21 protein-coding genes are annotated in these 25,718 nt (G+C 71.5%); 16 read left to right on the top strand and 5 right to left on the bottom strand.

Annotation, left to right across the window (positions count from 1 at the left end):
- Window positions 1–8 precede the first annotated feature (8 nt).
- The 6 genes from ACH442_RS10715 (at window position 9) to ACH442_RS10690 (ending at window position 7,797) form a co-directional block, all read left to right on the top strand.
- Complete coding sequence (locus ACH442_RS10715) at window positions 9–1,535, top strand: cobyric acid synthase (RefSeq protein WP_396337727.1); 1,527 nt, start codon at window positions 9–11, stop codon at window positions 1,533–1,535.
- A 104-nt stretch (window positions 1,536–1,639) separates the two neighbouring features.
- The gene (locus ACH442_RS10710; protein WP_396337726.1) at window positions 1,640–2,731 is read left to right on the top strand and encodes a M48 family metallopeptidase; all 1,092 of its coding nucleotides are present in this window, start codon (window positions 1,640–1,642) and stop codon (window positions 2,729–2,731) included.
- Between the two features lie 19 nt (window positions 2,732–2,750).
- The gene (locus ACH442_RS10705; RefSeq protein WP_396338122.1) at window positions 2,751–4,097 is read left to right on the top strand and encodes a dipeptidase; all 1,347 of its coding nucleotides are present in this window, start codon (window positions 2,751–2,753) and stop codon (window positions 4,095–4,097) included.
- A gap of 18 nt (window positions 4,098–4,115) precedes the next feature.
- On the top strand, window positions 4,116–5,594 hold the full coding sequence (locus ACH442_RS10700) for an FAD-dependent monooxygenase (protein ID WP_396337725.1): 1,479 nt from the start codon (window positions 4,116–4,118) through the stop codon (window positions 5,592–5,594).
- Between the two features lie 29 nt (window positions 5,595–5,623).
- Window positions 5,624–5,917, top strand: coding sequence for a hypothetical protein (locus ACH442_RS10695; protein WP_396337724.1), 294 nt, complete (start codon window positions 5,624–5,626; stop codon window positions 5,915–5,917).
- A gap of 341 nt (window positions 5,918–6,258) precedes the next feature.
- Window positions 6,259–7,797 (top strand): ATP-dependent DNA ligase, encoded by a 1,539-nt coding sequence (locus tag ACH442_RS10690; protein ID WP_396337723.1) that lies wholly within the window; start codon window positions 6,259–6,261, stop codon window positions 7,795–7,797.
- Here ACH442_RS10690 and ACH442_RS10685 read toward each other — a convergent pair.
- Window positions 7,792–8,328, bottom strand: a complete 537-nt coding sequence (locus tag ACH442_RS10685) for a hypothetical protein (protein WP_396337722.1) — start codon at window positions 8,326–8,328, stop codon at window positions 7,792–7,794. The two genes, ACH442_RS10690 and ACH442_RS10685, sit on opposite strands and share 6 nt — an antisense overlap.
- Window positions 8,329–8,338: 10 nt before the next feature.
- Entirely contained in the window at window positions 8,339–9,379 is a 1,041-nt protein-coding gene (locus ACH442_RS10680) for an SURF1 family protein (RefSeq protein ID WP_396337721.1), read from the bottom strand.
- 138 nt (window positions 9,380–9,517) lie between these two features.
- On the opposite strand from ACH442_RS10680, the gene ACH442_RS10675 reads away from it, so the two are divergent.
- Both ACH442_RS10675 and ACH442_RS10670 read left to right on the top strand, forming a co-directional pair.
- Window positions 9,518–11,596, top strand: a complete 2,079-nt coding sequence (locus ACH442_RS10675; RefSeq protein WP_396337720.1) for a cobyrinate a,c-diamide synthase — start codon at window positions 9,518–9,520, stop codon at window positions 11,594–11,596.
- A 197-nt stretch (window positions 11,597–11,793) separates the two neighbouring features.
- Window positions 11,794–12,495, top strand: coding sequence for a TIGR03086 family metal-binding protein (locus tag ACH442_RS10670; RefSeq protein WP_396337719.1), 702 nt, complete (start codon window positions 11,794–11,796; stop codon window positions 12,493–12,495).
- A gap of 318 nt (window positions 12,496–12,813) precedes the next feature.
- Here ACH442_RS10670 and ACH442_RS10665 read toward each other — a convergent pair whose 3' ends face one another.
- The gene (locus ACH442_RS10665; protein WP_396337718.1) at window positions 12,814–14,955 is read right to left on the bottom strand and encodes a transglycosylase domain-containing protein; all 2,142 of its coding nucleotides are present in this window, start codon (window positions 14,953–14,955) and stop codon (window positions 12,814–12,816) included.
- A 39-nt stretch (window positions 14,956–14,994) separates the two neighbouring features.
- Between ACH442_RS10665 and cobC the strand changes: the two genes are divergently transcribed.
- The 3 genes from cobC to cobA are packed head-to-tail and all read left to right on the top strand — an operon-like array spanning window position 14,995 to window position 18,337.
- Window positions 14,995–16,083, top strand: coding sequence for an Rv2231c family pyridoxal phosphate-dependent protein CobC (gene cobC, locus ACH442_RS10660; protein ID WP_396338121.1), 1,089 nt, complete (start codon window positions 14,995–14,997; stop codon window positions 16,081–16,083).
- Window positions 16,080–17,132 (top strand): nicotinate-nucleotide--dimethylbenzimidazole phosphoribosyltransferase, encoded by a 1,053-nt coding sequence (cobT, locus tag ACH442_RS10655; RefSeq protein WP_396337717.1) that lies wholly within the window; start codon window positions 16,080–16,082, stop codon window positions 17,130–17,132. The genes cobC and cobT overlap by 4 nt, the downstream gene beginning before the upstream one ends.
- Window positions 17,129–18,337 (top strand): uroporphyrinogen-III C-methyltransferase, encoded by a 1,209-nt coding sequence (gene cobA / locus ACH442_RS10650; protein ID WP_396337716.1) that lies wholly within the window; start codon window positions 17,129–17,131, stop codon window positions 18,335–18,337. Before cobT ends, cobA begins: the two co-directional genes overlap by 4 nt.
- Before the next feature lie 60 nt (window positions 18,338–18,397).
- Here the strand turns inward: cobA and ACH442_RS10645 are convergent, their stop codons facing one another.
- Window positions 18,398–19,795 carry a trehalose-6-phosphate synthase gene (locus ACH442_RS10645; protein ID WP_396337715.1) on the bottom strand — a complete coding sequence of 466 codons (1,398 nt, stop codon included), beginning with the start codon at window positions 19,793–19,795 and terminating at the stop codon, window positions 18,398–18,400.
- A gap of 167 nt (window positions 19,796–19,962) precedes the next feature.
- On the opposite strand from ACH442_RS10645, the gene ACH442_RS10640 reads away from it, so the two are divergent.
- The 5 genes from ACH442_RS10640 (at window position 19,963) to ACH442_RS10620 (ending at window position 24,011) form a co-directional block, all read left to right on the top strand.
- Window positions 19,963–20,460, top strand: a complete 498-nt coding sequence (locus tag ACH442_RS10640) for a hypothetical protein (protein WP_396337714.1) — start codon at window positions 19,963–19,965, stop codon at window positions 20,458–20,460.
- 95 nt (window positions 20,461–20,555) lie between these two features.
- The gene (gene ettA, locus ACH442_RS10635) at window positions 20,556–22,232 is read left to right on the top strand and encodes an energy-dependent translational throttle protein EttA (protein ID WP_396337713.1); all 1,677 of its coding nucleotides are present in this window, start codon (window positions 20,556–20,558) and stop codon (window positions 22,230–22,232) included.
- Window positions 22,225–22,644 (top strand): acyl-CoA thioesterase, encoded by a 420-nt coding sequence (locus ACH442_RS10630; RefSeq protein WP_396337712.1) that lies wholly within the window; start codon window positions 22,225–22,227, stop codon window positions 22,642–22,644. Before ettA ends, ACH442_RS10630 begins: the two co-directional genes overlap by 8 nt.
- Window positions 22,641–23,300, top strand: a complete 660-nt coding sequence (locus ACH442_RS10625; RefSeq protein WP_396337711.1) for a hypothetical protein — start codon at window positions 22,641–22,643, stop codon at window positions 23,298–23,300. The genes ACH442_RS10630 and ACH442_RS10625 overlap by 4 nt, the downstream gene beginning before the upstream one ends.
- Window positions 23,301–23,429: 129 nt before the next feature.
- Complete coding sequence (locus tag ACH442_RS10620) at window positions 23,430–24,011, top strand: YbjN domain-containing protein (RefSeq protein ID WP_396337710.1); 582 nt, start codon at window positions 23,430–23,432, stop codon at window positions 24,009–24,011.
- 398 nt (window positions 24,012–24,409) lie between these two features.
- Here the strand turns inward: ACH442_RS10620 and ACH442_RS10615 are convergent, their stop codons facing one another.
- A complete protein-coding gene (locus tag ACH442_RS10615) occupies window positions 24,410–25,672 on the bottom strand; it encodes a PKD domain containing protein (RefSeq protein ID WP_396337709.1) in 1,263 nt (420 codons plus the stop codon).
- Between the last annotated feature and the right edge of the window lie 46 nt (window positions 25,673–25,718).

The raw sequence follows: 25,718 nt of genomic DNA, 5'->3' as shown, positions 1-25,718 counted from the left end.
CGCAAACCATGACCGGCGGCCTCCTCGTGACCGGCACCACATCGGACGCCGGCAAAAGCATCCTCACCGCCGGAATCTGCCGCTGGCTGCACCGCGAAGGCGTCCGGGTGGCCCCGTTCAAGGCGCAGAACATGTCCAACAACTCCGTGGTAGTGGTAGCCCCGGACGGCCGTGGCGGCGAGATCGGCCGAGCCCAGGCCATGCAGGCCGAGGCCTCCGGTCTATCGCCGGACCTGCGTTTCAACCCGGTCCTGCTGAAGCCCGGCAGTGACCGTTCGAGTCAGGTCGTCCTGCTCGGCGAGGCCGTGGACACGGTCACCGCGGGCAACTATCGCCGACTGCGTCCGAAGCTGGCCGAGGTCGCCTGGGACACCTTGGCCGATCTGCGCCGCGATTTCGACGCCGTGATCTGTGAGGGCGCCGGCAGCCCGGCCGAGATCAATCTGCGGGACGGCGATTTCGTCAACATGGGTCTGGCCCGCCGGTTCGGCCTGCCGTCGATCGTGGTCGGCGACATCGATCGGGGCGGGGTCTTCGCGGCGTTCTTCGGCACCCTGGCCTTGCTGTCGGCCGAGGATCAGGCGCTGGTCGCCGGTTTCGTGACCAACAAGTTCCGCGGCGATCTGAGCATCCTGCAGCCCGGCAACGACATGATTTCCACGCTGACCGGGCGTCCGGTGCTGGGCGTGTTGCCGTTCCACCGGGATGTCTGGCTGGATGCGGAGGATTCGCTGGCTTACGGGACGACGCTGGGCCGTCCGGGCCCGCCCCGCGGACGGGAGTGGCTGCGGGTCGCGGTGGTCCGCCTGCCGCGGATCTCGAATGCCACGGACGCCGAGGCGCTGGCGGCCGAGCCGGGTGTCCGGGTGCATCTGACGGTCGAGCCGGGTGATGTGGCGGACGCCGATCTGGTGATGCTGCCGGGTTCGAAGGCGACGGTCAGCGATCTGGCCTGGCTGCGCGAGACCGGGCTGGCCGATGCGGTCCTCGCGCATGCTGCCGCCGGGAAACCGCTGGTCGGGGTCTGTGGCGGCTTCCAGATGCTGGCGGAGACGATCGACGACGAGGTGGAGAGCGGTCACGGCGTGGTGCCGGGGCTGGGCCTTTTGCCGGTCGGTGTCACGTTCGCCGCGCGCAAGACCCTCGCGCGCAGTGCGGGTGCGGCGCTGGGCGCGCCGGTGCACGGCTACGAGATCCATCACGGGTACGTCTCCACGGGCACCCCGGAGCCGTTCCTGCACTACGCCGACGGCCGCCCGGAGGGTGCCGTGGCCGGGAACGTCCACGGCACGCACTGGCACGGCGCGTTCGAGTCGGACGAGTTCCGCCGCCGTTTCCTGACCGTAGCCGCGGCGCAGGCCGGCCGGCACGGGTTCACGGTCGCGCCGGACATCCGCTACGCCACGATCCGCGAACGCGCCCTGGACGTCCTGGGTGATCTGGTCGCCGAGCACCTGGACACCGATGCGCTGCGCCGGCTTGTCGAAAACGGGCCGCCACCTGGGCTGCCGTTCGTGCCACCGGGCGCCCCGTAGGGGTCCGACCCTGACGACAGCGTTGCGTCCCGGGCGTACGTTGGGTCCGGCGCGGCCAAGCCGTGCCACAACGACCGCCGTACCCAAAAGACGGGGTGGGATCCATGACGACCGATGACGAGAACCGCCCGGTACGCCGGCGTGTCACGCTGACCGGGATCAGCTCGCGCGCCTGGGAGCACCCGGCCGACCGGGGAGCTCTCTCCGCGTTGCGTGAGCTGCGTGGTTTCGACGACGTGGTGAAGACGTTCTTCGGGATGTGGAACGAGCGCGGCTTCCGGCTCAGCTATCTGGCCGGTTCGATCCGGGTCGACCACCGGCAGTACCCGCGGGTCTACCAGCGTTTCACCGAGGCGGCCAGCACGCTGGACATCGCCGAGCTGCCCGAGCTGTACGTGACGCAGTCGCCGATCATCAACGGCTCGGCGATCGGCCTGGACAAGCCGTTCATCGTGATCACCACGGGCGCGGTGGAGAAGCTCGACGACGACGAGCTGCGGGCCGTGCTCGGGCACGAGCTGGGCCACGTGCGCAGCGGCCACGCCGTCTACAAGACCATCATGATGATCCTGACCAGCTGGGCGGCGAACATCAGCTGGATTCCGGTCGGTGCGATCGCGCTGCGGGCGATCATCGCCGGGATGCTGGAGTGGTGGCGCAAGGCGGAGCTCTCGGCCGACCGTGCCGGCCTGCTCGCCGGGCAGGACCCGGCTGCTTCGCTGCGGCTGCTGATGAAGCTGGCCGGTGGCGGCGACCTGTCGCAGATCGACACCACCGCGTTCCTCGAGCAGGCCGCGGAGTACGAGGGCGGCGGCGACATCCGCGACAGCATCCACAAGCTGGGCATGACCGCGTGGAGCACCCACCCGTTCCCGGTGGCGCGCGCCTCCGAGCTGCGCAAGTGGGTCGACTCCGGGGCGTACGCGCAGGTTCTCGGCGGCGATTACCCGCACCGCGACTCGGACGGCGACTCGTCGTTCTCCGAGGATGCCAAGGCGGCCGCCAAGTCGTACCGGGAAGATTTTGCGAATTCTCAGGATCCTCTGGTCGGGCTGCTGCGCCGGGTCGGTGACGGTGCGTCGGACATGGCCGGTTCGGCGGCCGGCCGGGCGATGAACTGGGCCAGTGACGCGCGGCGCCGGGCGCGCGGGGACAACAACGGGGACAGCAGCGGCGGCGGCCCCGAAGCGAGCTGATTACGATCGGGCGATGAGCCTGACTGAATCCGAGCTGCGCGCCACGATCGCGCGGGAGATGCCCGGTGTCCGCGCCGACCTGGAACGGTTGGTGCGGATCCCGGGCATCGCTTTCGAGGGTTTCGACCATTCACACGTGGAGCGTTCCGCCGAGGCGGTCGCCGAGCTGCTGCGGGGCTGTGGCCTGGACACACAGATCGTGCGGCACGGCGGCCAGCCGGCGGTGATCGGTCGCAGGCCTGCCCCGCCCGGCGCCCCGACGGTGCTGCTCTACGCGCACCACGACGTGCAGCCGGCCGGCGACCCCGCGTTGTGGGAGAGTGCCCCGTTCGAGCCGGTCGAGCGGGACGGCCGGCTCTACGGCCGGGGCGCCGCCGATGACAAGGCCGGGGTGATGGCTCACGTGGCCGCGCTGCGTGCTTTCGGTGACCAGCTCCCGGTCGGTGTCGTCGTCTTCGTCGAGGGCGAGGAGGAGTACGGGTCGGATTCGCTCGACGCGATCATCCAGGCGCACCTGGAGGAGCTGCGTTCCGACGTGATCGTGATCGCCGACTCCGGCAACTGGGACATCGGCCGGCCCGCGCTGACCACCTCCCTGCGCGGTCTGGTCAATCTGTTCGTCGAGGTCAAGGTGCTGAGGAGCGCCGTGCACAGCGGCATGTTCGGCGGTCCGGTGCCGGATGCGCTGATGACCCTGGCGCGGCTGCTCAGCACGCTGCACGACGATGCCGGCGAGGTTGCGGTCGACGGTCTCGTCGGTCGCGAGGGAGCCAGCGTCGACTACCCCGAGGACCGGTTCCGCGTCGAGGCCGGGATGCTCGACGGCGTCTCGCTGATCGGCGGCGGCACGATCACCGACCGGATCTGGACCAAGCCGTCGATCTCGGTGCTCGGCATCGACGCGCCGCGCACGCTGGAGGCCGCCAACGCGCTGCAGGCGACGGCCAAGGCCAAGGTCAGCGTGCGAGTCGCTCCCGGCGACGACCCCAAGTCGGTGTTCACCGCGGTCAAGACCCACCTGGAGAAGCACGTCGCCTGGGGCGCGCACGTCGAGGTGACCCTGGAGAGCGACGGCAACCCGTCGGTCATCGACGCGACCGGCCCCGGTTTCGAGGCCGCCCGCGCCGCGTTCCGGACGGCGTGGGACGGGGCCGAACCGGTGGACATGGGCGTCGGTGGATCGATTCCGTTCATCGCCACCTTCCAGGAGCTGTTCCCGGGTGCGACGATCCTGGTCACCGGTGTCGAAGACCCGCACTCCGCGGCCCACGGACCGAACGAGAGCCTGCACCTGGGCGAGTTCGAGCGGGTCTGTGTCGCCGAGGCGCTGCTGCTCAAGAACGTTGCGGAGACCCTGACGAAGTGAAGTAGGACGGAGTCGCTGATGACCGAGCTGACGTGTGAGGTCCTGGTGGCGGGTGCCGGTCCGACCGGCTTGATGCTCGCCAACTGGCTGACCCGGCTCGGAGTGCAGGTGCTCGTGGTGGACGGCAAGGACGGCCCCACCCGCGAGTCCCGGGCGCTCGTGCTGCAGGCGCGCAGCCTGGAGATCTACGACCAGCTCGGCATCGGCGACCAGGTGCTCGACGCCGCTCGCCGGGCGGAAGGACTGTCGCCCGGCAGCGGCGCCCGGGTGTTCGGGCGGGTGCCGCTCGGGCCACTCGGGAAGGGTGTCACGCCGTACCCCTTTCTCGAAGTGCTCGAACAGAGCCGTAACGAGGAGATCCTCTACGACAATCTGCGCAAACTCGGTGGCGACGTGGCCTGGGAGACCCCGGTCACCGCGATGGTGCAGGTCGAGGAGGGTGTCGAGGCGAAGGTCGGCAACCACACCGTCCGGGCCCGGTTCTGCGTCGGCTGCGACGGGGCTAATTCGGCGGTCCGCAAGGCGCGCCGGATAGCGTTCGAGGGCAGCACCAACGCGCACCGCTTCTACGTACTCGACGCGGTCGGGGCGGCCGGCCTGGTCGCCGAGTCGGTCAACGTGCGGCCGGGCGGGCGCGAGTTCCTACTGGGGTTCCCGATGCCCGGCCGCGGCAACTGGCGGCTGATCGGCCTGGTCCACGACGAGGACGGCGACGGCCGGCTCGACGAGGAGGACGTGCGCGGCCGCCTCCGGGACGTCTTCGCGATCACCTACGCCGAGGCGCGCTGGTTCGCGACGTACCGGGTGCATCACAAGGTCGCCGCGGCGTTCCGCGACGGGCCGTTCTTCCTGGCCGGTGACGCCGGCCACGTGCACTCGCCGGTCGGCGCGCAGGGCATGAACACCGGTTTGCAGGATGCGCACAATCTGGCGTTCAAGCTCGCCGATGTGCTGCAGGGCCGGCGCAAGGATTCCTGGCTCGACCGCTACGAGGCCGAGCGCCGCCCGGTCGCGAAGACGCTGGTCGCCACCACCGACCGGCTCTTCCAGGCGATCACCGACGACCGCCGGGCCGTCCGGGCGCTGCGGACCGCCTTGATCCCGGTGATCGCCCCGATCGCAACCCGGGTGCTGCCGCGCTCGGCGGGCGGGTCACGACTGTTCCAATACGTGTCGCAGATCCGCATCCACTACCCGATCGGGCCGGACGCACGGACGCCGGACGGCAAACGCGACCCGGTCGTCGGCCGCCGCCTGCCCTGGACCGGCGGGAACTTCGGGGTGCTGCGCACCGCTGACTGGCAGATCCACGGATACGGCGGGGTGGAAGGCCCGGAAGCGCCCGATCTGGGCCTGCCGGTGCACATCTTCCCGGCCGCTCCGGCGACGTACCTCAAACCGGGTTTCTTCTATTTGATCAGGCCGGACGGCTTCGTTGCGGCGCGCGCCGAACCGGCCGACGCGGAGGTCAAGTTCCGACACGCGATGGCGGTGTGATCGGCGCTTGATCCTGTTAGGATTCGAACATGCGTTCGATAACTGCTGTTCCCAGTGTCGCCGCGGGCCGGGTCAAGCCCACCGGCCCGCGTGCCACCGTGGATCGGCTTCGGACTCGCGATCGGATCGAGTCGATCGCACGGCTGCGCGCCGCGGTCCGGGCCCTGGGGGACGTCGACGTCTCCGGGTGGGACGATTCCACCCTCACCGAGCATCTCGACGAGCTGTCCCGGGCGCTGTGCGGCCTCGACGCCGAGCTCTCCCGCGTCGCCGAGTCGGTCCGCGCCCGCGGCTTCCGCATCGACGAGCCGCTGGCGGCCTAAACCCAAGATCAAATTCTTCATTGCCTGCGTCCGCCGTGGTCCCGATCGTCGCTCCCGCGGGGACCCTTCCGGGCTGAGCAGGGGCGCGGGGCGCCCCTGAACGCTCAGCCCACAAGGGCGATGTCCGTGGGTGGCCCCGCTCAGAGCAACAAACCCGTCCACAGGCCCCGCCGCCCGGCAGGTCCCGCCCACCGGAGTCCGCGAGGTGGGCGGGTCGGTCCCGGCCGCAACGCGCAGCCGGGGTGCCCGAGCCGCGTTGCCCGGCGGGGTCGAAGCGCAGTTCGCGGGCGGGCGTGCAGGGTCGTCGGTCGGGGATGTGGGCGGGCGGCGCTGCTGACAGGATGGGGTTCGTGCGGTTCATGGACATTGCCGCCACCTCGGCCGCGGTCGCCGCGACCGGCGGGAGGAAGGCGAAGATCGAGCTGCTGGCCGCTGCGCTGCGACAGCTGGAGCCGGACGAGATCGCGGCCGGGTCCGCGTTCCTCGCCGGTGAGCTGAGACAACGGCAGACCGGCGTGGGCTACGCGGGGCTGCGGAACCGACCGGCACCGGCGGCCGAGCCGACCCTGACCGTGGGCGCGGTGGACGCGGCGATCGCCGGGATCGCGACGGTGGCCGGGGCCGGTTCGCAGGCGCGGCGGCGGGAGTTGCTCGGGGCGCTGTTCGGGGCGGCCACCGCCGACGAGCAGCGCCTGCTCGTCGGCCTCTTCGGCGGGGAGTTGCGACAGGGCGCGCAGGCCGGGCTGCTGGCCGAGGCGGTCGCGGTGGCCGCGCAGGTGCCGGTCACGGCCGTCCGCCGGGCACTGCTTCTGTCCGGGGACCTGAAGCAGGTCGCCGTCGCCGCTCTGGCCGGTGGCTCAGCCGCGCTCGCGGAGATCCGGCTGACCGTCGGCACCCCGCTGACGCCGATGCTCGCGCAGAGCGCCCCGGACGTCGGGGCGGCGCTGCTCGCCACCGGCATCCCCGCGGTCGTCGACACGAAACTCGACGGGATCCGGATCCAGGTGCACCGGTCCGGCGACGACGTGGCGGTCTTCACCCGCAGCCTGGACGAGATCACCGAGCGGCTGCCCGGGGTGGTGGCCGCGGTCCGGGCGCTGCCGGTGCGCGAGGTGGTGCTGGACGGCGAGGCGATGGCGCTGGACGAGCAGGGGCGGCCCCGGCCGTTCCAGGAGACGTCGAGTCGCGCTGCCACCCGTGCCGGTGGGAAGGCCGGTGCGGAGGGGGCGGCCCTGGTGCCGTACTTCTTCGACCTGCTGCACCTCGACGGCACGGACCTGCTCGACGAGCCGGGCCGGGTTCGCTGGGCGGCCCTCGCCGACGCGCTGCCGGCCGGGCTGATCGTCGGGCGGGAAACCGTGGAGACCGAGGAGCAGGCCGCGGCCGCGTTCGCCGCCGCGATCGGCGCAGGACAGGAAGGCGTGGTCATCAAGGCCCCCGAGGCGCCGTACGACGTGGGCCGCCGCGGCTCGGCCTGGGTCAAGGTCAAGCCCCGGCACACGCTCGACCTGGTCGTTCTCGCCGTCGAGTGGGGCCACGGCCGGCGCCGCGGCTGGTTGTCGAACCTGCACCTGGGCGCGCGGGACCCGGAGTCCGGCGGGTTCGTGATGCTCGGCAAGACGTTCAAAGGTCTCACCGACGAGCTGCTGCGCTGGCAGACCGAACGCTTCAAGGAACTGGCCGTGGAGGACAACGGCTGGGTGGTGCGGGTGCGCCCGGAGCAGGTGGTGGAGATCGCGTTCGACGGGGTGCAGACGTCACCGCGTTATCCCGGTGGGGTGGCGTTGCGCTTCGCCCGGGTGCTGCGTTACCGCGAGGACAAGTCCGCGGCGGAAGCGGACACCATCGACGCCGTCCGGGCGATCGGTGGCACGTTATAGGGCGGCCAGGCTGCGTACGTAATTGATCTGCTGATTGATGGTGACCACCTCGTCCTCGTGGTCGACCGGGATGCGGGCCACATACTGCTGGGGGCCGCTGGTCAGGGTGACCGTGACCGTGCCCTGCGGCGGCGACTCCTTGATCAGCAGGAGCAGCAGGCTGAGCCCGAGCGTGCACACCGCCAGCCCGAAACCGGCGATCTTGGCCCAGAGCGGGGTGCGGCGCTGGGTGACCCACAACTCGTTGACCTGCCAGCGCGAGCCCGCGAGCGGGAAGTCGCCGACCGGGGTGCGGATCGCCGACGAGGTGATCTCGATCTCCGCGATCCGGACGATGACCGGCCCGGACGCGACCGGCGGCGGACCGGGCGGAATCTGCGGCGGAATCTGCGGAACCGGCGGGACACCGGTCGGCGGGAACGACGGGCCGCCGGTGGGCGGGAACGACGGGCCGCCGGTGGGCGGGAACGACGGGCCGCCGGTGGGCGGCGGTGCGGGGGTGCCCCAGGGGTCGTCCGGCGGGAAGGTCATGACCCGGACATTAATCGGCGCCGTTCTGGGCGGCGAGGCGACGGTCCGCCTCCTCGACGCGATCCACCGATTTCGCGGCCTTCTTGGCGGCGCGAGCGGCGGCGCGCTGGTCGGCTTCCTCGACGCGGTCGCGCGGGCGTGATGCGGCGGCCTGTCGCTGGTCGGCTTCCTCGACGCGGTCGCGCGGGCGTGTCGCGGCGGCCCGCTGCTGGTCGGCCTCTTCGACGCGGTCGCGCGGCTCGGGCCGGCCGGGCGACGCGGCGGCCGGTTCCGGTGCCGGCCGATCGTCGGACGGCGTGTTGTCGCCGCGCGCCTCACGCCGCGCCTGATAGCCGAAGAGCACCAGCGCCATCACCGCGAACAGCCACCACTGAACCGCGTACCCCCCGTTCTGCCAGGCGTCCTCGTGATCGATCGGGATCCGGGAGAACGCCGCGTCGTTGGCCGGGGTCTGCTCGGTGAGCAGCACGTACGCTCCGTACACAGGGAAGGGCAGTTCGTGGGCGAGCTTCGGAAGACTGATCCGCCGGGTGTCCCACCGGCCGTCACGTCGCTCGATGGGGGCAGGTCGGCTTTCCGACAGGTGCACCTGACCGACAACGGTCACCTCGCCGCTCGGTGCGGCCGGGGCCTGCGGCGCCGCGAGCGCACCGGCGCCGGCCGGGGGCACCCAACCGCGATCGACCAGGACAGTTGTCCCATCGGCGAGCACGAGTGGAGTGAGAATCTCGAATCCCACCTCGCCGTTGACCGTGCGCCCCCGCGCCTGGATCTCGTGGGCCGGGTCGTAACGCCCGGTGACGGTCACCTTTGTCCAGGCCAGCGCCTTGCCGGGGGACGCGCCGGGCGTTCCCGGGGCGGTCGGGGCGGCGAGCACCGAGGTGAGCGGGACGGCCTGTGCCGAGTCCGCCGCGTCGATCCGCACGTTGATGTCGTGGCGCTCGTGGTACCGCCGGAGCTGCCAGTTGCCGAGCATCACCATGATCACCGAGGCGACCACCGCCAGGACGGCAGCGGCCAGCCAGCGGGGTGTCAGCAGGAACCGGTACACCCCCCGAGGCTACCCGGCGTGTCGGCAGCGGCCGTCGCAGCCGGGTACTGTGCGAACTCCGGCGGCCAATAGCACGTGACCGCGGGTCCGCGAAACCACCCGGGGGATACATTGATCACCGCCCAGCCTCGTCTGGTCGTGAGTGCGCCGTCGTCCGGCCACGGCAAGACCGCGATAGCCGTCGGTCTGCTCGCGGCGATGGCGGCCCGCGGCGTCCCGACGGCGGGCTTCAAGGTCGGCCCCGATCACACCGACGCGGCCTACCTCGGTCTGGCCGCCGGCCGCCCCGGCCGCAACCTGGACCCGCGCCTCGTCGGCGCGCAGCGCATCGCCCCGCTCTTCGGGCACGGCGCCTCCGGGGCGCAACTGTCCGTCATCGAGGGCGCGATGGGCCTGTTCGACAGCCTCACCGGGCAGCCCGAGATCGACGGCACCGCCGCGGTCGCCGCCGCCCTCCGCGCCCCGGTCGCCCTGGTCGTGGACGTGGCCGCGATGGGTCACTCGCTGGCCGCGCTGGTCCACGGCTTCCGGATGTTCGACGAGATGGTGCACCTCGGCGGCGTGATCCTGAACCGGGTCGCCTCGCCCCGCCACGAGCAGATGCTGCGCAGCGCCCTCGACGACATCGGCATGCCGGTGCTCGGCGCGCTCCGCCGCGGTGACCTGCCCAACGTGCTGCCCTCCCGGACCAACGGCCTGGTGCCGGTCGCGCACCGGACGGTCGAGGCCGGCCGCGCGGTGCGCCGCCTCGGCGAGGCGGTCGCGCAGTCCCTCGACCTGGACCGGCTGATGGCCCTCGCCACCTCGGCACCGGCCCTGCCCGGCCCGATCTGGACACCGGCCGAGGCGGGGGAGCCGGTCGAGATGCGCCCGGTGATCGCGCTCGCCGGGGGTCCCGGGGCCCCTTACACGTACGTCGAGACGGCCGAGCTGCTGACCGCGGCCGGCGCCGACGTCGTCATCGTCGACCCCCTCCGTGACGAGTCGCTGCCGCCGGGCACGCGGGCGCTGATCGTGGGTTCCGGACTTCCCGAGGGGTACGCCGAGGAGCTCTCCGCCAACCGCAGGCTGTGCGCCGGCGTGTCGCAGTTCGCGCGCGACGGCTGGCCGATCGTGGCCGAGGGCGTCGCCCTGCCGTGGCTCGGCCGTGAACTGGACGGGCGAGCGATGTGCGGCGTGCTCGACATCACCGGCGTGACCGGGGAGCAGACCGTCGCCGGTTACCGGGAGGCGACCGCGCCGGCCACGTCCGTGCTGGCGCCGGCCGGTGCGCGGATCACCGGGTACAAGCAGCACCGCGCGCTGGTGACGCCGCGGGCCGGGTCCACGCCGGCGTGGACGTGGGCGGGCGGCAACCCGGAGGGGTTCGTCTGGCGGCAGGTGCACGCCTCGCAGCTCGGCCTGCACTGGGCGGCGGCGCCGGAGATCGCGAAGCGCCTGGTCGCGGCGGCGGTGGCCGGTCCGGCCCAGCAGCCGCAGACGGCCGGGCACGGCCCGGTTCCTCAGCCGCAGACGGCCGGACACGGTCCGGCCCAGCAATCGCAGATGGCCGGGCACGGTCTGGTTCCTCAGCCGCAGACGGCGGGGCACGGTCTGGTTCCTCAGCCGCAGATGGCGGGGCACGGTCCGGCCCAACAACCGCAGACGGCGGGGCACGGTCTGGTTCCTCAGCCGCAGACGGCGGGGCACGGTCACCCGATGAACGGCCCGGCTCCGCAGATGGCCCCGCCCATGCCGATGGGCGCACCCGGCCCGTCCCACGGGATCCCCGGTCCGGCACAGGGAGTTCCTGGCCCGGGGCAGGAACTCCCCGGTCAGGTCCCGGTGGGGGGCCCCGGCGGCGGCCTCGTCCCGGCGATGGCGCACGGTTCCGGGCCGATGCCGGTCGCCGGTGGCGCCTCGCCCGGCCCGGCCTCCGGCCCGCAGGGCCCCGGCATGTCCCCGCCCGACGGCTATGCGGCGGCGCCGGCCCTCCCCGACGGCTACGCGCCCGGCAGTTACGTGCCCGACGGCTACGCGCCGGACGGCTACCCGCCCGACAACTACGTGCCCGACGGTTATGCGCCCGACGGTTATGCGAACGCGCCGCTCCCGCCGAACGGCCCGAACCCGCCGCGTCCCGGCTCCGGCACACCGAACGGCGGCCCGATCCACGGCGGCCCCCACCCCGGCGCCGCCGACAACCGTCCCACCTCGGACATCCAGATCCCGTCCTGACCGATTCCGGCCACCGCTGCCCCGGGCTTCGCGGCGGTGCCCGCCGGACCCGCGGCGTGCCTGATGCGCTGACCGGGAGGTGATCCGCCGGGCTGATCGCCGGAAGCCGCCCACCGTGCCAAAACGGCGTCCGGCGGTCCGGAAAGTGTCGTACCCGCCTCGTAACGTGAGGGGACGACAACCGAAGGAGGACGATCGTGGCCGCTCGCCTGCCGCTGGATCTGGACCCGCCGGTTCGTCAGCTCAGGGCACTGCTGCTGGGGATCGACGACCGCGAGCTGATCGCTCCCACGCCGTGCCCCGGCTGGTCCGTCGCGACCCTTCTCGATCACCTGATGGGCCTGGCCGAGGCGTTCACCCTGGCCGCTCGCAAGGGCGCCGACGCTTCCGGCGACGGTGCGCCGCCGGTGCCGTCCGCGGCCCACCTGTCACCGCACTGGCGCAGCCGCCTGCCGGTCCGGCTGGAGGAGCTCGCCACCGCCTGGAAGGATCCGGCTGCCTGGCTCGGCACGGCCCGCGCCGGTGGTGTGTCGATGCCGGCCCGCCAGATGGGCACCGTCGCGGCGAACGAGCTGGTCATGCACGGGTGGGATCTGGCCCGCGCCACCGGCCAGGATTTCGCCGCCGACCCGCGCGTGCTGGTCACGCTGATCGACTTCCTCGCCGGCGGCCCGCCCGAGGGCACACCGGGTTTCCTCGGCCCGCACGTCACCATCGATCCGGAGGACGCGGAGGAGGATCTGCCGCGCGCCCTGGCCCTCGCCGGCCGTAACCCGTCGTGGCGACCATCCCGGGTGCACGACGTCCCAGCGGCCCGCTTGCACCGCGAGCAGCCCCCGGTTCCGCCTGACCCACGCACCCCGGGCGGACGAGAAGACGCGAGCTGGTCCCGTGGCTGAGGCTACGGCCGCGCGGCCGACCGGCACCTGACCGCCTCCCGGCCCACCGCTCACGCACCGGCCGGGCTCGGCCCGGGCGCAGCCCGGCTGTGGTCCCGGCCGTCGTCCGGTTCCGGTGCCGGCGGCAGCCGGGCTGTGGTCCCGGCCGTCGTCCGGTTCCGGTGCCGGCGGCAGCCGGGCTGTGGTCCCGGTCGTGGCCGGGAGGCCGGGGTTGTTGCCGGGAGGCCGGGGTCGTGGCCGGGCCCGGTGCCGCCGTCTTCGGTCGGGCCGTCCTCGACGGCGTCGGGCCTGCTCGGCCGGCTTCCGCCGGGCGGGCGGTTACCAGACGAGTTTGTCGGAGGGTGGGGTGAACTTGAGTTCGGGCTGCCCCTTCAACGCGTCCCGCAACGTCTGCGCCACCGTGTACTTCGAGATCGTCGACCGCCCGTTCCCCACATAGTGCTCAGGGTTGTCCGGGTCGGCCACGAACGCGGACGCCGCCAGCTGCGGCGTGAATCCGCTGAACCACGCGGTCTTGTTGTTGTCGGTCGTGCCGCTCTTCCCGGCGACCGGCCGCCCGAGCGTGCCGTACACCATCTCGGACGTTCCCCATCCGCCGCAGCTGCCGCGGGCCGCGCCGTACCCGGTGGGGCAGCGCGCGGCGTCGGTCGCCGCCCGGGCCACGTCCTGGCTGAAGACCCGTTTGCAGCGTGGCGCCGCGACGAGTTTCCCGTGGTAGGTGGCGTTCTTGCCGTCGGCGGTGCGGATTGACATGACCGGCAGCGGCTCGCAGTAGCTGCCTTCCGCCGCGACGGTCGCGAACACGTTGGCGACTTCGATCGGGGTGGCGTCGCTGACCCCGAGCGTGAATGCTCCCCATCCGGCCGCGTGTTCCGGGGTGGCCAGTTTCTTGTCCACCGCCGTACGCCATTTCAGCCCGAGTTTCTCCGCCATCGCGACGGCCTTGTCCGCCCCGACGCGCTGTTCGAGCTGGACGAAGTATGTGTTCACGGACTTGCCGAAGCCGCTCCACATGGTCTGGTTCCCGGTCATCGACTTGCTGGAGTTCTTCGGGCACCAGTGTGTCCCGCAGGTCGCCGGCCCGGGCGCGGTGATGTATTTGGAGACGTACCGTTCCGGGGCGTAGTACGACGTGGACAGGGGCAGCCCGGCGTCGAGCGCGGCCAGCATCGTGAAGATCTTGAACGTCGACCCGGCCTGGTAACCGGCCATGTCCCCACCGCCGAGCAGCGGGTTCACGGTGTTGGGGTAGTTACCGCGTACGTCATGTTGTTTCCGATCGCTGTGTTTGCCGTTGTCGTCCTGCTGGAGTGAGTAACGGCGGTTCACGGCCATGCTGACGATCCGCCCGGTGCCCGGCTGGATGACCACTTCACCGTGGGCGAACGGGCTGTTGCGGCTCTCCTTGTCCAGGACGTGCTCCATCGCGTAGGACTGCACCTTGGGGTCGATCGAGGTGACGACGCGGTAGCCGCCGCGGCGCAGGTTCTCCTCGCGTTCCAGGACGTTGCGGCCGAAGGCCGGCTGTTCCCGCCACCAGTTCTTGAAGTAGTCGCAGAAGAAGCCCCAGTCGTTGTGCTTGTTGTTGATCGACACGCAGTCGTTCGGGGGCGTGCTCAGCTTCAGCTTGATCTTGGCTTTCTTGGCGCTCGCCGCCTGCGTCGCGGTGATCGAACCCATTTTCAGCATCTGGTCGATCACGTAGTCGCGGCGTTGCAGCGCGGCATCCTGGTCGCGGATCGCCGGGTCGTACGCGGAGGGCGCCTTGACCAGCCCGGCCAGCAGCGCCGCCTCGTTCAGCGTGAGGTCCTTCGCGGGTTTGGAGAAGAACACCTCGGACGCCGCGTAGATCCCGTAGGCCCGGTGCCCGAAGTACGCGTTGTTCAGGTACCGCTGGAGGATTTCCTGCTTGCTGAGCTGCCGTTCGACCTCGATGGCCAGGCGCATCTCGCGCAGTTTCCGGCTGGCCGTCTGCTCGGTGGCCTCCAGCGCCTCCTTGGGGGTGGAGGCGCTGTCCCGCAGGGCCATCCGCACGTACTGCATGGTCAGCGTCGAGGCGCCCTGGGACACCCCGCCGGCTTGCTGGTTGGCGACGAACGCGCGGGCCACGCCTTTCGCGTCGACCCCGTGGTGCTCGTAGAAGCGGGTGTCCTCGGAGGCCACGATGGCCTGGGTGATGTAGGGCGACATGTCCTTGAGGGCGACCTGCTTGCGGTACTCCTCGTAGAACATGGTCAGCAGCGTCTTTCCGTCCTTGGCGTAGACGTAGGTGGTCTGCGCCGCGGGCACCTCGACGAGCTCTTCGGGCATGTTGCCGAGGGCGTCGGTGCCGGCCTTGACGCCCATCCCGGCGAGCGCGGTGAAGGGATAGGAGAGGCCGGCGAGGACCAGGCCCGCGATGAGCCCGGCACGGATCAGGAGGGCGACTCTTCCGGCTACGGTGGGGCGTCGGTCAGTCACTCTCTGAAGGTATGACAAATCGCCTCATGTTCCCCACGAATCAGCCGGAGAACGCCAGTCAGGCATGCTGAGCGCATGACGTACGACCTCGATCATCACGGCGACGCCGAGGTGGGCGCCGGCCTGATCGACCTCGCGGTCAACGTGCGCCACCAGCCGATGCCCGGCTGGCTCGCCGATCCGATCCGCGACGCGCTGGGCCGGCTCTCCGCCTACCCGGACGCGACCGGGGCCACCGCCGCGGTGGCCGAGCGGCACCGCCGGGACCCGTCCGAGGTGCTGCTGACGGCCGGTGCCGCCCAGGCGTTCGTGCTGCTCGCGCAGGCTTTGCGCGGGGCGCGGCGGCCGGTCGTGGTGCACCCGCAGTTCACCGAGCCGGAGGCCGCCCTGCAGAACGCCGGGCACGTCGTGGAGCGGGTGCTGCTGCGCGAGCAGGACGGCTTCCGGCTCGACCCGGCGCTCGTCCCCGACGACGCCGACCTGGTCTTCGTCGGCAACCCCACCAACCCCACGTCGGTCCTGCACCCCGCCGGGGACGTGGCGAAGCTCGCCCGGCCGGGCCGCGTGCTGGTGGTCGACGAGGCGTTCGCCGACACGACGTACCGGGAGAATTGTCCCGAGGAACCGGAGTCGCTGGCCGAACGCCGTGACCTGCCCGGTCTCGTCGTCCTGCGGAGCCTGACCAAGACCTGGGGCCTGGCCGGCCTGCGGATCGGATATCTGCTCGGCCCGGCCGAGCTGGTGCCCCGGCTGGCCGCCGCCCAGCCGCTCTGGGCGGTCTCCACGCCGGCCCTCGCGGCGGCGACCGCGTGCGCGTCGCCGGCCGCGGTCACCGCCGAGCGCGAGATCGCGGCCGCGGTCGCCGCCGAGCGAATCCATCTGGTGGAACGGCTGAGGGAGGTGCCGAAGGTCACGGTTCCCGGCGATCCGGCGTCGGCTTTCGTTCCGGTCCGCGTCGAAGGTGCCGATGAGATCCGCGTTGAGCTGCGGAAACGCGGATTCGCGGTACGCCGTGGCGACACCTTCCCGGGGCTGGGCCCCGACTGGTTACGGATTGCGGTGCGCGACACTGCCACCACGGACCGATTCATAGCGGCCCTGGAAGAAGTGATCGAGGAGCGATCGTGACCCTGGAGACCACCCTGGCGGCGATCCGCCCGGCCGACGAGCAGGCCGTGACCGCCGCGCGTGACCTGCAGTCCCGGCTCACCAAACCGGCCGGCTCGCTGGGGCACCTGGAGGAGCTGTCGGTCCGGCTGGCCGGGCTGGCCGGGGTCTGCCCGCCGCCGTTGCCGGAGCCGGCCACGGTCGCGGTCTTCGCCGGTGACCACGGCGTGCACGCGCAGGGCGTCAGCCCGTGGCCGCAGGAGGTCACCGCCCAGATGGTGGCGAACTTCGTGGCCGGTGGCGCGGTGGTCAACGCGTTCGCCCGGCAGGCCGGCGCGGACGTGATGGTCGTCGACGCCGGGGTCGCGATCCCGCTGCACGGCGGCGCCACCCTGCTGGACGCCAACATCCGCCGCGGCACCCGGGACATGACCGTCGAGCCGGCCCTGACCCGCGAGGAGGCCCTGGCCGCGGTCGAGCTGGGCGTCGCGGTCGCCGGTCAGTTGGTCGCGTCGGGCGCGAAATGCCTGCTCACCGGCGACATGGGGATCGCCAACACCACCCCGGCGGCGGCCCTGATCGCGGTCTTCACCGGGTCCGCCCCGGCCGCCGTGACCGGGCGCGGCACCGGCATCGACGACGAGACGCTCGCGCGCAAGACCGACGTGATCGCGGCCGCGCTCGCGAAGCACACCCCCGACCCGGCCGACCCGCTCGGCGTCCTCGCCACGGTCGGCGGTCTGGAACACGCCGCGCTGACCGGGTTCGTCCTGGGCGCCGCCGCGAACCGGGTGCCGGTGATCGTGGACGGGGTGATCGCCGCCTCGGCCGCGCTCGCCGCCGCCGCGTTCGCGCCGGACGCGGTCGCCGCGATGGTCGCCGGGCACCGCTCGGCCGAGCCGGGCGCCACCGTCGCGCTCGCCCACCTCGGCCTCGAACCGCTGCTCGACCTCGGGATGCGGCTCGGCGAGGGCAGCGGCGCGGTGCTGGCGCTGCCGATCGTCGCGGCCGCCGTCCGGGTCCTGCACGAGGTCGCCACGTTCGATTCCGCGGGAGTGTCGGAGAAATGAGCCTTTACCCCCTCGCCCTTCGCCTCGAGGGCCGCCGCGTCCTCGTCGTCGGCGGCGGCTCGGTCGCCACCCGCCGCGTCCCCGCGCTGATCGCGGCCGGCGCGCAGGTCGCGATCGTCTCGCCCGTGCTCACGCCCGCCCTGCAGGCCCACGTCGACGCCGGCCGTGCCACCTGGACGCCCCGGCGGTTCGAGGCCGCCGACGTCGGCGGCGCCTGGCTGGTCCACGTCGCGGTCGACGACCCCGAGGCGGCGGCCCAGGTCAGCGCGGCCGCCGAGGATCAAAGAATTTTTTGCGTACGGGCGGACGACCGCGACGCCGCCACCGCCTGGACCCCCGCCGTGACCCGCCACGGTCAGGTGACCGTCGCGGTCACCGACGGTGGCGACCGCCGGCGCGCGATGGCGGTCCGTGACCTGGTCGCGCACGCGCTCGAAGCCGCACCCCCGGCCTCGCCCGAACTCAAGGGTGTCGCGCTCGTCGGCGCCGGCCCGGGCGACCCGGAGCTGATCACGATCAAGGGTCGCCGCCTGCTCGCCGCGGCCGACGTGGTGGTCGCCGACCGGCTCGTCCCCGGCATGCTCCTCGGCGAGTTGCGGCCCGAGGTCGAGCTGATCGACGCCGCGAAGATCCCGTACGGGCCGTCCGCCGCGCAGGGCGAGATCAACCGGATCCTGGTCGACCGGGCGTTGCAGGGCAAGTTCGTGGTCCGGCTCAAGGGCGGCGACAACTTCGTCTTCGGCCGTGGTGGCGAGGAGGCTCTGGCCTGTGCCGAGGCGGGCGTCCCGGTACTGGTCGTGCCCGGCGTGACCAGCTCGATCGCGGCGCCCGCGCTGGCCGGCATCCCGGTCACGCACCGCGGGGTGGCTCACGAGTTCACCGTCGTCTCCGGGCACATCCCGCCCGACCACACGGACTCGCTCGTCGACTGGCCGTCCCTGGCCCGCCTCCGCGGCACCCTGGTCGTCCTGATGGGCCTCAAGAACCTGCCGAAGATCGCCGAACGCCTCCTCGCCGAGGGCCGCGACCCGTCCACCCCGGTCGCCGTGATCCAGGAAGGCTCGACGGCCCACCAGCGCTCCCTGCGCGGCACGCTCGCCACCATCGCGCAGGAGGTCGTCACGGCCGGCATCCGCCCGCCCGCGGTCGTCGTCATCGGCGACGTCGTCGCGGTCACGGAGGCGTTCACCCCGGCCGCGGGCTGACGGCGTACCGGAGCAATCGGCGCCGGGCCTGAAGCGGCCCGGCGCCGGACAGCGTGGTTCTCAGTCCTTCTCGTCGGCGCCGAGCTCGTCGAGGAACGTGCGGGCCCAGCGCGCCACGTCGTGTGTCCGCAGATGGCGCTGCATGACCCGCATCCGGCGTTTGAGCTCGGCCGGCGAGGAGCTGATCGCCCGCAGCAGTGCGTCCTTCACCCCGTCGGGGTCGTGCGGGTTGCACAGGAACGACTGGCGCAGCTCCGTGGCGGCGCCGGCGAACTCGCTGAGGATCAGCGCGCCCCCGGTGTCGCCGCGGCAGGCGATGTACTCCTTGGCGACCAGGTTCATCCCGTCGCGCAGCGGGGTCACCATCATGACGTCGGCGGCCGCGTACATCGCGGCGAGTTCCTGTTTGTCGACGGATTGGTGCAGGTAGTGCACGGCGGGCGTGCCGACCTTGCCGAACTCGCCGTTGATCCGGCCGACTTCGCGCTCGACCTTGATCCGCAGCGTCTGGTAGTGCTCGACCCGTTCCCGGCTCGGCGTCGCGACCTGCACCATCACCGCGTCGCCGACGTTCAGCTTGCCGTCGGCGAGCAGCTCGCGGAACGCTTTGAGGCGCAGCTCGATGCCCTTGGTGTAGTCGAGCCGGTCGACGCCGAGGATGACCGTTTTCGGATCGCCCAGCTCGGCGCGGATCTGCTTGGCCCGGGCCTGCACCGCCGGGTCGGCCGCCAGCCGCTCCATCTCCTTGGTGTCGATGCTGATCGGGAACGCGCCGGCTTTCACCTTGCGGCCGTCCACCTGGATGGACTGGCCCTCGTAGCGCAGGCCGAGCAGGTGCCGGGCCAGCCGGACGAAGTTCTGCGCGGCCAGCCGCTGCTGGAAGCCGACCAGGTCGGCGCCGAGCAGCCCGCGCAGGATCTCGGCGCGGAACGGCATCTGCATGAACAGCTCGATCGGCGGGAACGGGATGTGCAGGAAGAACCCGATCCGCAGGTCGGGGCGCATCTCGCGGAGCATCGCCGGGACCAGCTGGAGCTGGTAGTCCTGCACCCAGACGGTGGCGCCCTCGGCCGCCACGTCCGCCGCGGCCTCGGCGAACCGCTGGTTGACCAGGCGGTACGAGTCGCGCCAGCGACGCTTGTAGACCGGGGTCTCCACGGCGTCGTGGTAAAGCGGCCAGATCGTCGCGTTCGACTGGCCCTCGTAGTAGCGCTCGAGTTCCTCGGCGCTCAGTGGCACCGGATGGATCTTGATGCCTTCTAGTTCGAACGGCTCGTGGACGGCACCGTCGCCGCCAGCCCAGCCGATCCAGGTCCCACGGTGCTCGGTGAGCACCGGGTGCAACGCCGTGACCAGGCCGCCCGGGCTGGGCCGCCACTGGCGTTCCCCGTCCGGCGTGATGACCTCGTCCACGGGCAAACGGTTGGCTACGACGACGAAGGAACTTCGCTCGGCCACGCTGAGTACACCTCCGGGTGGTTTCTGTTCCCAAGCCGAGCCTACTGTGCGTAGCCAGCCCGGGTCGTACCCGTCTACCGGTCCTGCGGTTTTGACCGGGGTGCCATCCTGTGCCGGTGGCATCCCTCGATGATCATTCCCGGCCGCGCCGCCCGATTTTCTATCCTGTGGTGATTGCCACGGCGATGCTGACGATCCTGGGCATGATCGGCGGATACCTCCTGAATCAGCACCGTAAACAATCGTCGGCCTCGAGCTCGGGCACCTCCTCGGCCACTCCTGCCGAGGGGGAGTCGTCGTCGCCGCCGACGATGCTGCCGACGGAGGGGGAGTGCACGTCACATACCCAGAAGATGGCCCGTGACATCGGTGCGATCGGGATTCTGTCGCAGGTCCTGCGGGTCACCACGGACCGCGGTTCAGTGGTCTGGATCTGCCAGGACGACGGGGGAAACCTCTTCTACCACGCGAACAAGGGTGGCGAGAAGGCCAAGTGGGTGGAGGGTTCCACCGCGCTCTTCCTGCCCGGGGTCGAGCACGAGCCCGACGGAAGTTTCCGGGCCGTCGCGAGCTGGGACGGGACCACCTTCGACGTGAACACCGAGCGGCTGCTGATCACCAGGGGCGACGTCACGGTGCGCTCCGAGAAGGTGGTGGGTGGCTGACCGCCGGGGTTGGCGTTGGAGGTGACCGCGGGACCTGGAAAGATTGTCCTTTGATTCGGCACCGAACATCGACGATCGCGGAGGTAGGGCACACCGTGGCCCAGTACATCTACGTCCTGGAAAAGGCGCGCAAGGCGCACGGCGACAAGGTCGTGCTCGACAACGTGACGCTGAGCTTCCTGCCGGGCGCCAAGATCGGTGTCGTCGGCCCGAACGGCGCCGGTAAGTCCAGCCTGCTCAAGATCATGGCGGGGCTCGACAAGACGAGCAACGGCGAGGCCCGGCTGATGCCCGGCTACACCGTCGGCATGCTCGCGCAGGAGCCGCCGCTCAACGACGCGAAGACCGTTCTCGGCAACATCGAGGAGGCGGTCGCGGAGACGAAGGCCAAGCTCGAGCGGTTCAACAAGATCGCCGAGCAGATGGCCACCGACTACACCGACGAGCTGATGGAGGAGATGGGCAAGCTCCAGGAGGAGCTCGACCACCTCGACGCGTGGGACGTCGACTCCAAGCTCGAGCTGGCGATGGACGCGTTGCGCTGCCCGCCGCCGGACGCCGACGTCACCCAGCTCTCCGGTGGTGAGCGCCGCCGGGTCGCGCTGTGCAAGCTGCTGCTCGAGGCGCCCGACCTGCTGCTGCTCGACGAGCCCACCAACCACCTCGACGCGGAGAGCGTGAGCTGGCTGGAGCAGCACCTCGCGAAGTATGCGGGCACCGTCCTGGCCATCACCCACGACCGGTACTTCCTGGACAACGTGGCCGGCTGGATCCTCGAGCTGGACCGTGGCCGCGCCATCGGGTATGAGGGCAACTACTCGACGTACCTGGAGAAGAAGGCAGCGCGTCTGGCGGTCGAGGGCCGCAAGGACGCGAAGATGAAGAAGCGCCTCACCGAGGAGCTCGAGTGGGTGCGCTCGAACGCCAAGGCGCGCCAGACCAAGAGCAAGTCCCGCCTCGACCGGTACGAGGAGATGGCGGCCGAGGCCGAGAAGACCCGGAAGCTGGACTTCGAGGAGATCCAGATCCCGCCGGGCCCGCGTCTGGGCAACACCGTGATCGAGGTCAACGGCCTGACCAAGGGCTTCGAGGGCCGGACCCTGATCAACAACCTGTCGTTCTCGCTGCCGCGCAACGGCATCGTCGGCATCATCGGGCCGAACGGCGTCGGCAAGACCACGCTGTTCAAGACCATCGTCGGGCTCGAGCAGCCGGACGAGGGCTCGGTGCGCATCGGTGAGACGGTCAAGCTGTCGTACGTCGACCAGAGCCGTTCCGGTCTCGACCCGTCCAAGACGCTGTGGGAGGTCGTCTCCGACGGTCTCGACCACATGATGGTCGGCAAGGTCGAGATGCCCTCCCGGGCGTACGTGGCGGCGTTCGGCTTCAAGGGGCCGGACCAGCAGAAGTCGACCAAGGTCCTCTCCGGCGGTGAGCGCAACCGGCTCAACCTGGCGATGACGCTGAAGATCGGCGGCAACGTGATCCTGCTCGACGAGCCGACCAACGACCTGGACGTCGAGACGCTCTCCAGCCTGGAGAACGCGCTGCTGGAGTTCCCCGGCTGCGCCGTGGTCATCTCCCACGACCGGATGTTCCTCGACCGGGTCGCCACCCACATGCTCGCGTGGGAGGGCACCGACGAGGAGCCGGACAAGTGGTTCTGGTTCGAGGGCAACTTCGAGGCGTACGAGAAGAACAAGATCGACCGGCTGGGCGCCGACGCCGCCCGTCCGCACCGGGTCACGTACCGCAAGCTGACGCGTGACTGATTCCGGCAGGTTCGTTTACGACGTGCCCGTGCGCTGGTCCGACATGGACGCGTACGGGCACGTCAACAACGCGCGCTTCCTCACCCTGTACGAGGAGGCGCGCGTGGCGATGTTCTTCGTCGGGGCACGCGAGCGGGGCCTCGGCTCGTTCGAGGAGGGCATCGTCATCGCCCGCCACGAGATCGACTACCTGCGCCCGGTCGACTTCGGTGAGCCGGTGCGCGTCGAGATGTGGATCTCCGAGCTGCGGGCGGCGGCGTTCACCGTGTCGTACGAGTTGTTCGACGACGGTGTCCTGGCCAGCCGCGCGAAGTCCGTCTGCGTGCCGTACAACCTGGCCGACGGGCACCCCCGGCGGCTCACGCCCGCGGAGAAGGACTTCCTGAAGCCGTATTCCGGGGGCGGGTCATGAGTGGCCACGGCCTGCTCGGGGTTCCCGACGCAGGCGCGTTCCTGGCCCGCCTGACCCGGCTGGACCCGGGAGCACCGGTCCGGCTGCGGTCGACCGGCGGCCGGACCGCCCTCTGGGCCCACCTGCCCTGGGACGTGCTGGTGACCCGCGAGGTGGCCGGCCCCGGTCCGGGTGACGCCACCGTCTCCGCCGCCGGTCTGCTCGCTGTCCTGGCCGCCGGTGGCGAGGAGTTGCCGGAGCGGCGGGACACGCAGTGGCGCTGGCCGTTGCCACCGGCGAGGAGCACCGCCGTCGAGTCCATCTCCGGCACCGAGCTGGCTCAGCTCGCCGCGGCGGCCGCCGGGACCCTGCGGGAGATCGCCGCGGGCGGGGTCGCCGGTCGCGTCGTCGGTCAGCGGGCGGTCCGCGACGCACTCCTCGATCACGTCGCGCTGGTCGTCACGCACGAGCGCGGCGAGCCGGTCCAGGTGTCCCAGCGACTCGTCCAGGCGGTCGCCCGGATGGGTTTTCTGGGCCCGCGCGGCGGTGAGCCGGCCGAGGCTCGAGTTAGGACAGCGGGACACTGGGTGGGAATTTCAGCACCATATGGAGTCGCGTGGCGACAGAGCGCCCACAAATTGACCGTTACGCCGATGCCAACTCACCCGAACGGGTGAGGCTCTATCGGCCTTCCGGTCCCGCCCTCCCGTTGGGGGGATGACCTTTAGGAAACGGTTGGGTACCGTCGGCCCTCGGATCTACTGCAACGTCCGGCAGCGGGTCTGTTGGGGAGCGAGGTGGGCACGATGCCGTGGTGGTCTTGGCGTCCGGGAACGGCCGCGGATAACGAGCCGGATACCGGTGGCGAGGTGGCGGTGCAGAGCACCGTCCGCGTGAGTGTCCCGGCCCAACGTGAGCCAGGTCGCACGGGCCCACCGGCGGAACTGCCGTCGTCCGGCTCCTGCGACCAGGTCGAGCAGGTGTCGCTGGCACGCATCGGCAAGGCCCTCGACCTGCTCGACATCCGGTTCCTCGCCGACGGCGGCGGCAGCCTCCTCGCGATGTGGGAGCGGCACGCCGTGCTGTTCACGCTGGAGGGGCCGGAGGACGAGATCCTGGTCATGCGGGCCCGTCCCCACGCGACCGTCCCGCCGGACTGGGCCGACCGCGCCTACCGGATCGTCAACGAGTGGAACCACACGCGCCGCTTCTGCAAGGCGTATGTGGGTGACCCGACCGAGCGCGGGCAGCTCCCGATCTACGCCGAGCTGCAGGTGCCGCTGGCCGCCGGAGCCCACGACCCGCTGCTCGTCGAGCTGCTCGACTGCGGCGCCGCTGTCGCCACGTCGTTCGTCGACTGGCTCCACGACGAGGGCGCACTGCTCTGAGGACCTGAAGATCAACATCAAGATCTTCAGGTCCTGGCTCCGCTGTGGTCGCCGATCGTCGCTCCCGCGGGGACCCTTCCGGGCCTCGCAGGGCCGTGGCCGGCCCTGAACGCGAGGCCCGTAAGGGCGACGTCCGTGGGTGGTCCCGCTCAGGGCGACAAACCCGTGCTGGACCCGCCCGCCGCCCGGACCGCCCGCCTGCGTCGCGGACTCCGGGCGGGCAACTCAACAGCCTCGACGGGTGTGTTGCTCTGACCGTGCCCACCCGCGGACGCCGCCCTTGCGGGCCGAGCGTTCTGGGCGCCCCGCGCCCTGCTCGGCCCGCAAGGGTCCCCGCGGGAGCGACGGTCTGTACCCCGGCGGAGACAGGCAATGCAGAATTTGATCTTGGAAGGGTCTCAGTCCAGGGGGAACATGCCGAGGCGGCCGTGGTACTCCTTGCCGAGTTCGTCGGTGTCGGAGCCGACCAGCAGCCCGCGCGGCACGGTGAGGAAAGCGCGCACTCCCACCCCGCGCGCCCGCGTCGGGTTCCAGGACAGCGCCTTGCCGGTGATCGGGCTGACCGCGCCGATGCCGGGCCGGGAGACCGCGCCGGGCCCGGGGCCGTTGCCGTCGGTGCCGTAGGGGTTGTCGAACCAGCGCTGGTGCCCGCCGAGGTAGACGGCCGGTCCGGTGATCGCGACGGCGTAGAGCGAGTCCCCGCCGGTCCGCTGCACCCAGGTCGGCCGCTGCTCGCCGATCCGGTTCGTCTCGAATCGCGCCGCCGAGTCGCACAGTTTCTGCGCGGAGGAGGCGCGGCCGGTGGCGGCGACCACGAAGTACGACCCGTCGGGCGAGAACTTCACCTGCCGCAGGTAGGTGTCGAAGCCTTTCATGCACTGCGGCTCGTAGGCCCGCGTGTACCAGCGGGAGAGTTCCGCCGACGACCCGCCGACGTCGAACTGCGCGATCTGGGTCCGGGTGTAGCCGTCGGCCTTGAGGAACGCGCCGACCGCGACGAGTTTGCGGCCGTCCGCGGTGACGTCGAGGTGCTCGACCCGGACGCGGCTCAGCCCCGGCCCGCTCAGCTGCGCGTCGAAGCCCTGGTCGACGGTTCCGGTCTCGGCGTCGAGGCGGGCCAGCGCGACCCGCTCGGTGCCGTTGATCGCGGAGAACGTGCCGCCGGCGTAGAGGCGGTCGCCCCGGGTGGCCAGCGCCCGCACGTCACCCCAGTTGACCTTCGCCCGGAACGACGTGTCCCGGTTGCCGCTGCCCAGCCAGAGGCGGGTGATGCCGCGCTGGGCGACCCCGTTGACGCTCTTGAACGCGCCACCGGCGTAGACGGTGCCGTCGGCGCCCGGCGCGAGCGAGTAGATGGCGCCGTCCACCTCGGGGGCGAACGACCGGATCGAGCCGTCGTCCAGGTCGAACGCGAAGATGTTCTTGCGGCTCAGCGTGGTTCGCCGGCTGCTGTCGGCGACCTTCGTGAACGCGCCGCCGACGATCACCGTGTCACCGACGACGGCGAGCGCCCACACCGTGCCGTCGAGCACGTGCGGGGTCCAGTCGACCGGGTTCGCCGAGACGATCCCGGACTGCGTGATGTCGGCCGCCGCCGGTGGCGGTGAGCCGGCCACAGTGGCTACGAGGACGGTGGCGACGGCCAGCAGGCGACGGCGCATGGGGCGGCTCCTGGATCGGGGATGGACATCCCGATCAACGAACCAC

Origin of the sequence: Actinoplanes sp. NPDC020271 (assembly GCF_044388125.1) — a bacterium.
Classification (GTDB): domain Bacteria; phylum Actinomycetota; class Actinomycetes; order Mycobacteriales; family Micromonosporaceae; genus Actinoplanes.
Note: the sequence above shows the minus strand (reverse complement) of the source record. Positions and strands in the feature narration are given on the sequence as shown.

Bases quoted from the DNA above. Each gene is read 5' to 3' on its own strand.
- ACH442_RS10715 (WP_396337727.1), top strand. From the start codon at position 9: ATGACCGGCGGCCTCCTCGTGACCGGCACCACATCGGACGCCGGCAAA.
- ACH442_RS10710 (WP_396337726.1), top strand. From the start codon at position 1,640: ATGACGACCGATGACGAGAACCGCCCGGTACGCCGGCGTGTCACGCTG.
- ACH442_RS10700 (WP_396337725.1), top strand. From the start codon at position 4,116: ATGACCGAGCTGACGTGTGAGGTCCTGGTGGCGGGTGCCGGTCCGACC.
- ACH442_RS10695 (WP_396337724.1), top strand. From the start codon at position 5,624: ATGCGTTCGATAACTGCTGTTCCCAGTGTCGCCGCGGGCCGGGTCAAG.
- ACH442_RS10690 (WP_396337723.1), top strand. From the start codon at position 6,259: ATGGGGTTCGTGCGGTTCATGGACATTGCCGCCACCTCGGCCGCGGTC.
- ACH442_RS10685 (WP_396337722.1), bottom strand. From the start codon at position 8,328: ATGACCTTCCCGCCGGACGACCCCTGGGGCACCCCCGCACCGCCGCCC.
- cobA (WP_396337716.1), top strand. From the start codon at position 17,129: ATGAGCCTTTACCCCCTCGCCCTTCGCCTCGAGGGCCGCCGCGTCCTC.
- ACH442_RS10625 (WP_396337711.1), top strand. From the start codon at position 22,641: ATGAGTGGCCACGGCCTGCTCGGGGTTCCCGACGCAGGCGCGTTCCTG.
- ACH442_RS10620 (WP_396337710.1), top strand. From the start codon at position 23,430: ATGCCGTGGTGGTCTTGGCGTCCGGGAACGGCCGCGGATAACGAGCCG.
- ACH442_RS10615 (WP_396337709.1), bottom strand. From the start codon at position 25,672: ATGCGCCGTCGCCTGCTGGCCGTCGCCACCGTCCTCGTAGCCACTGTG.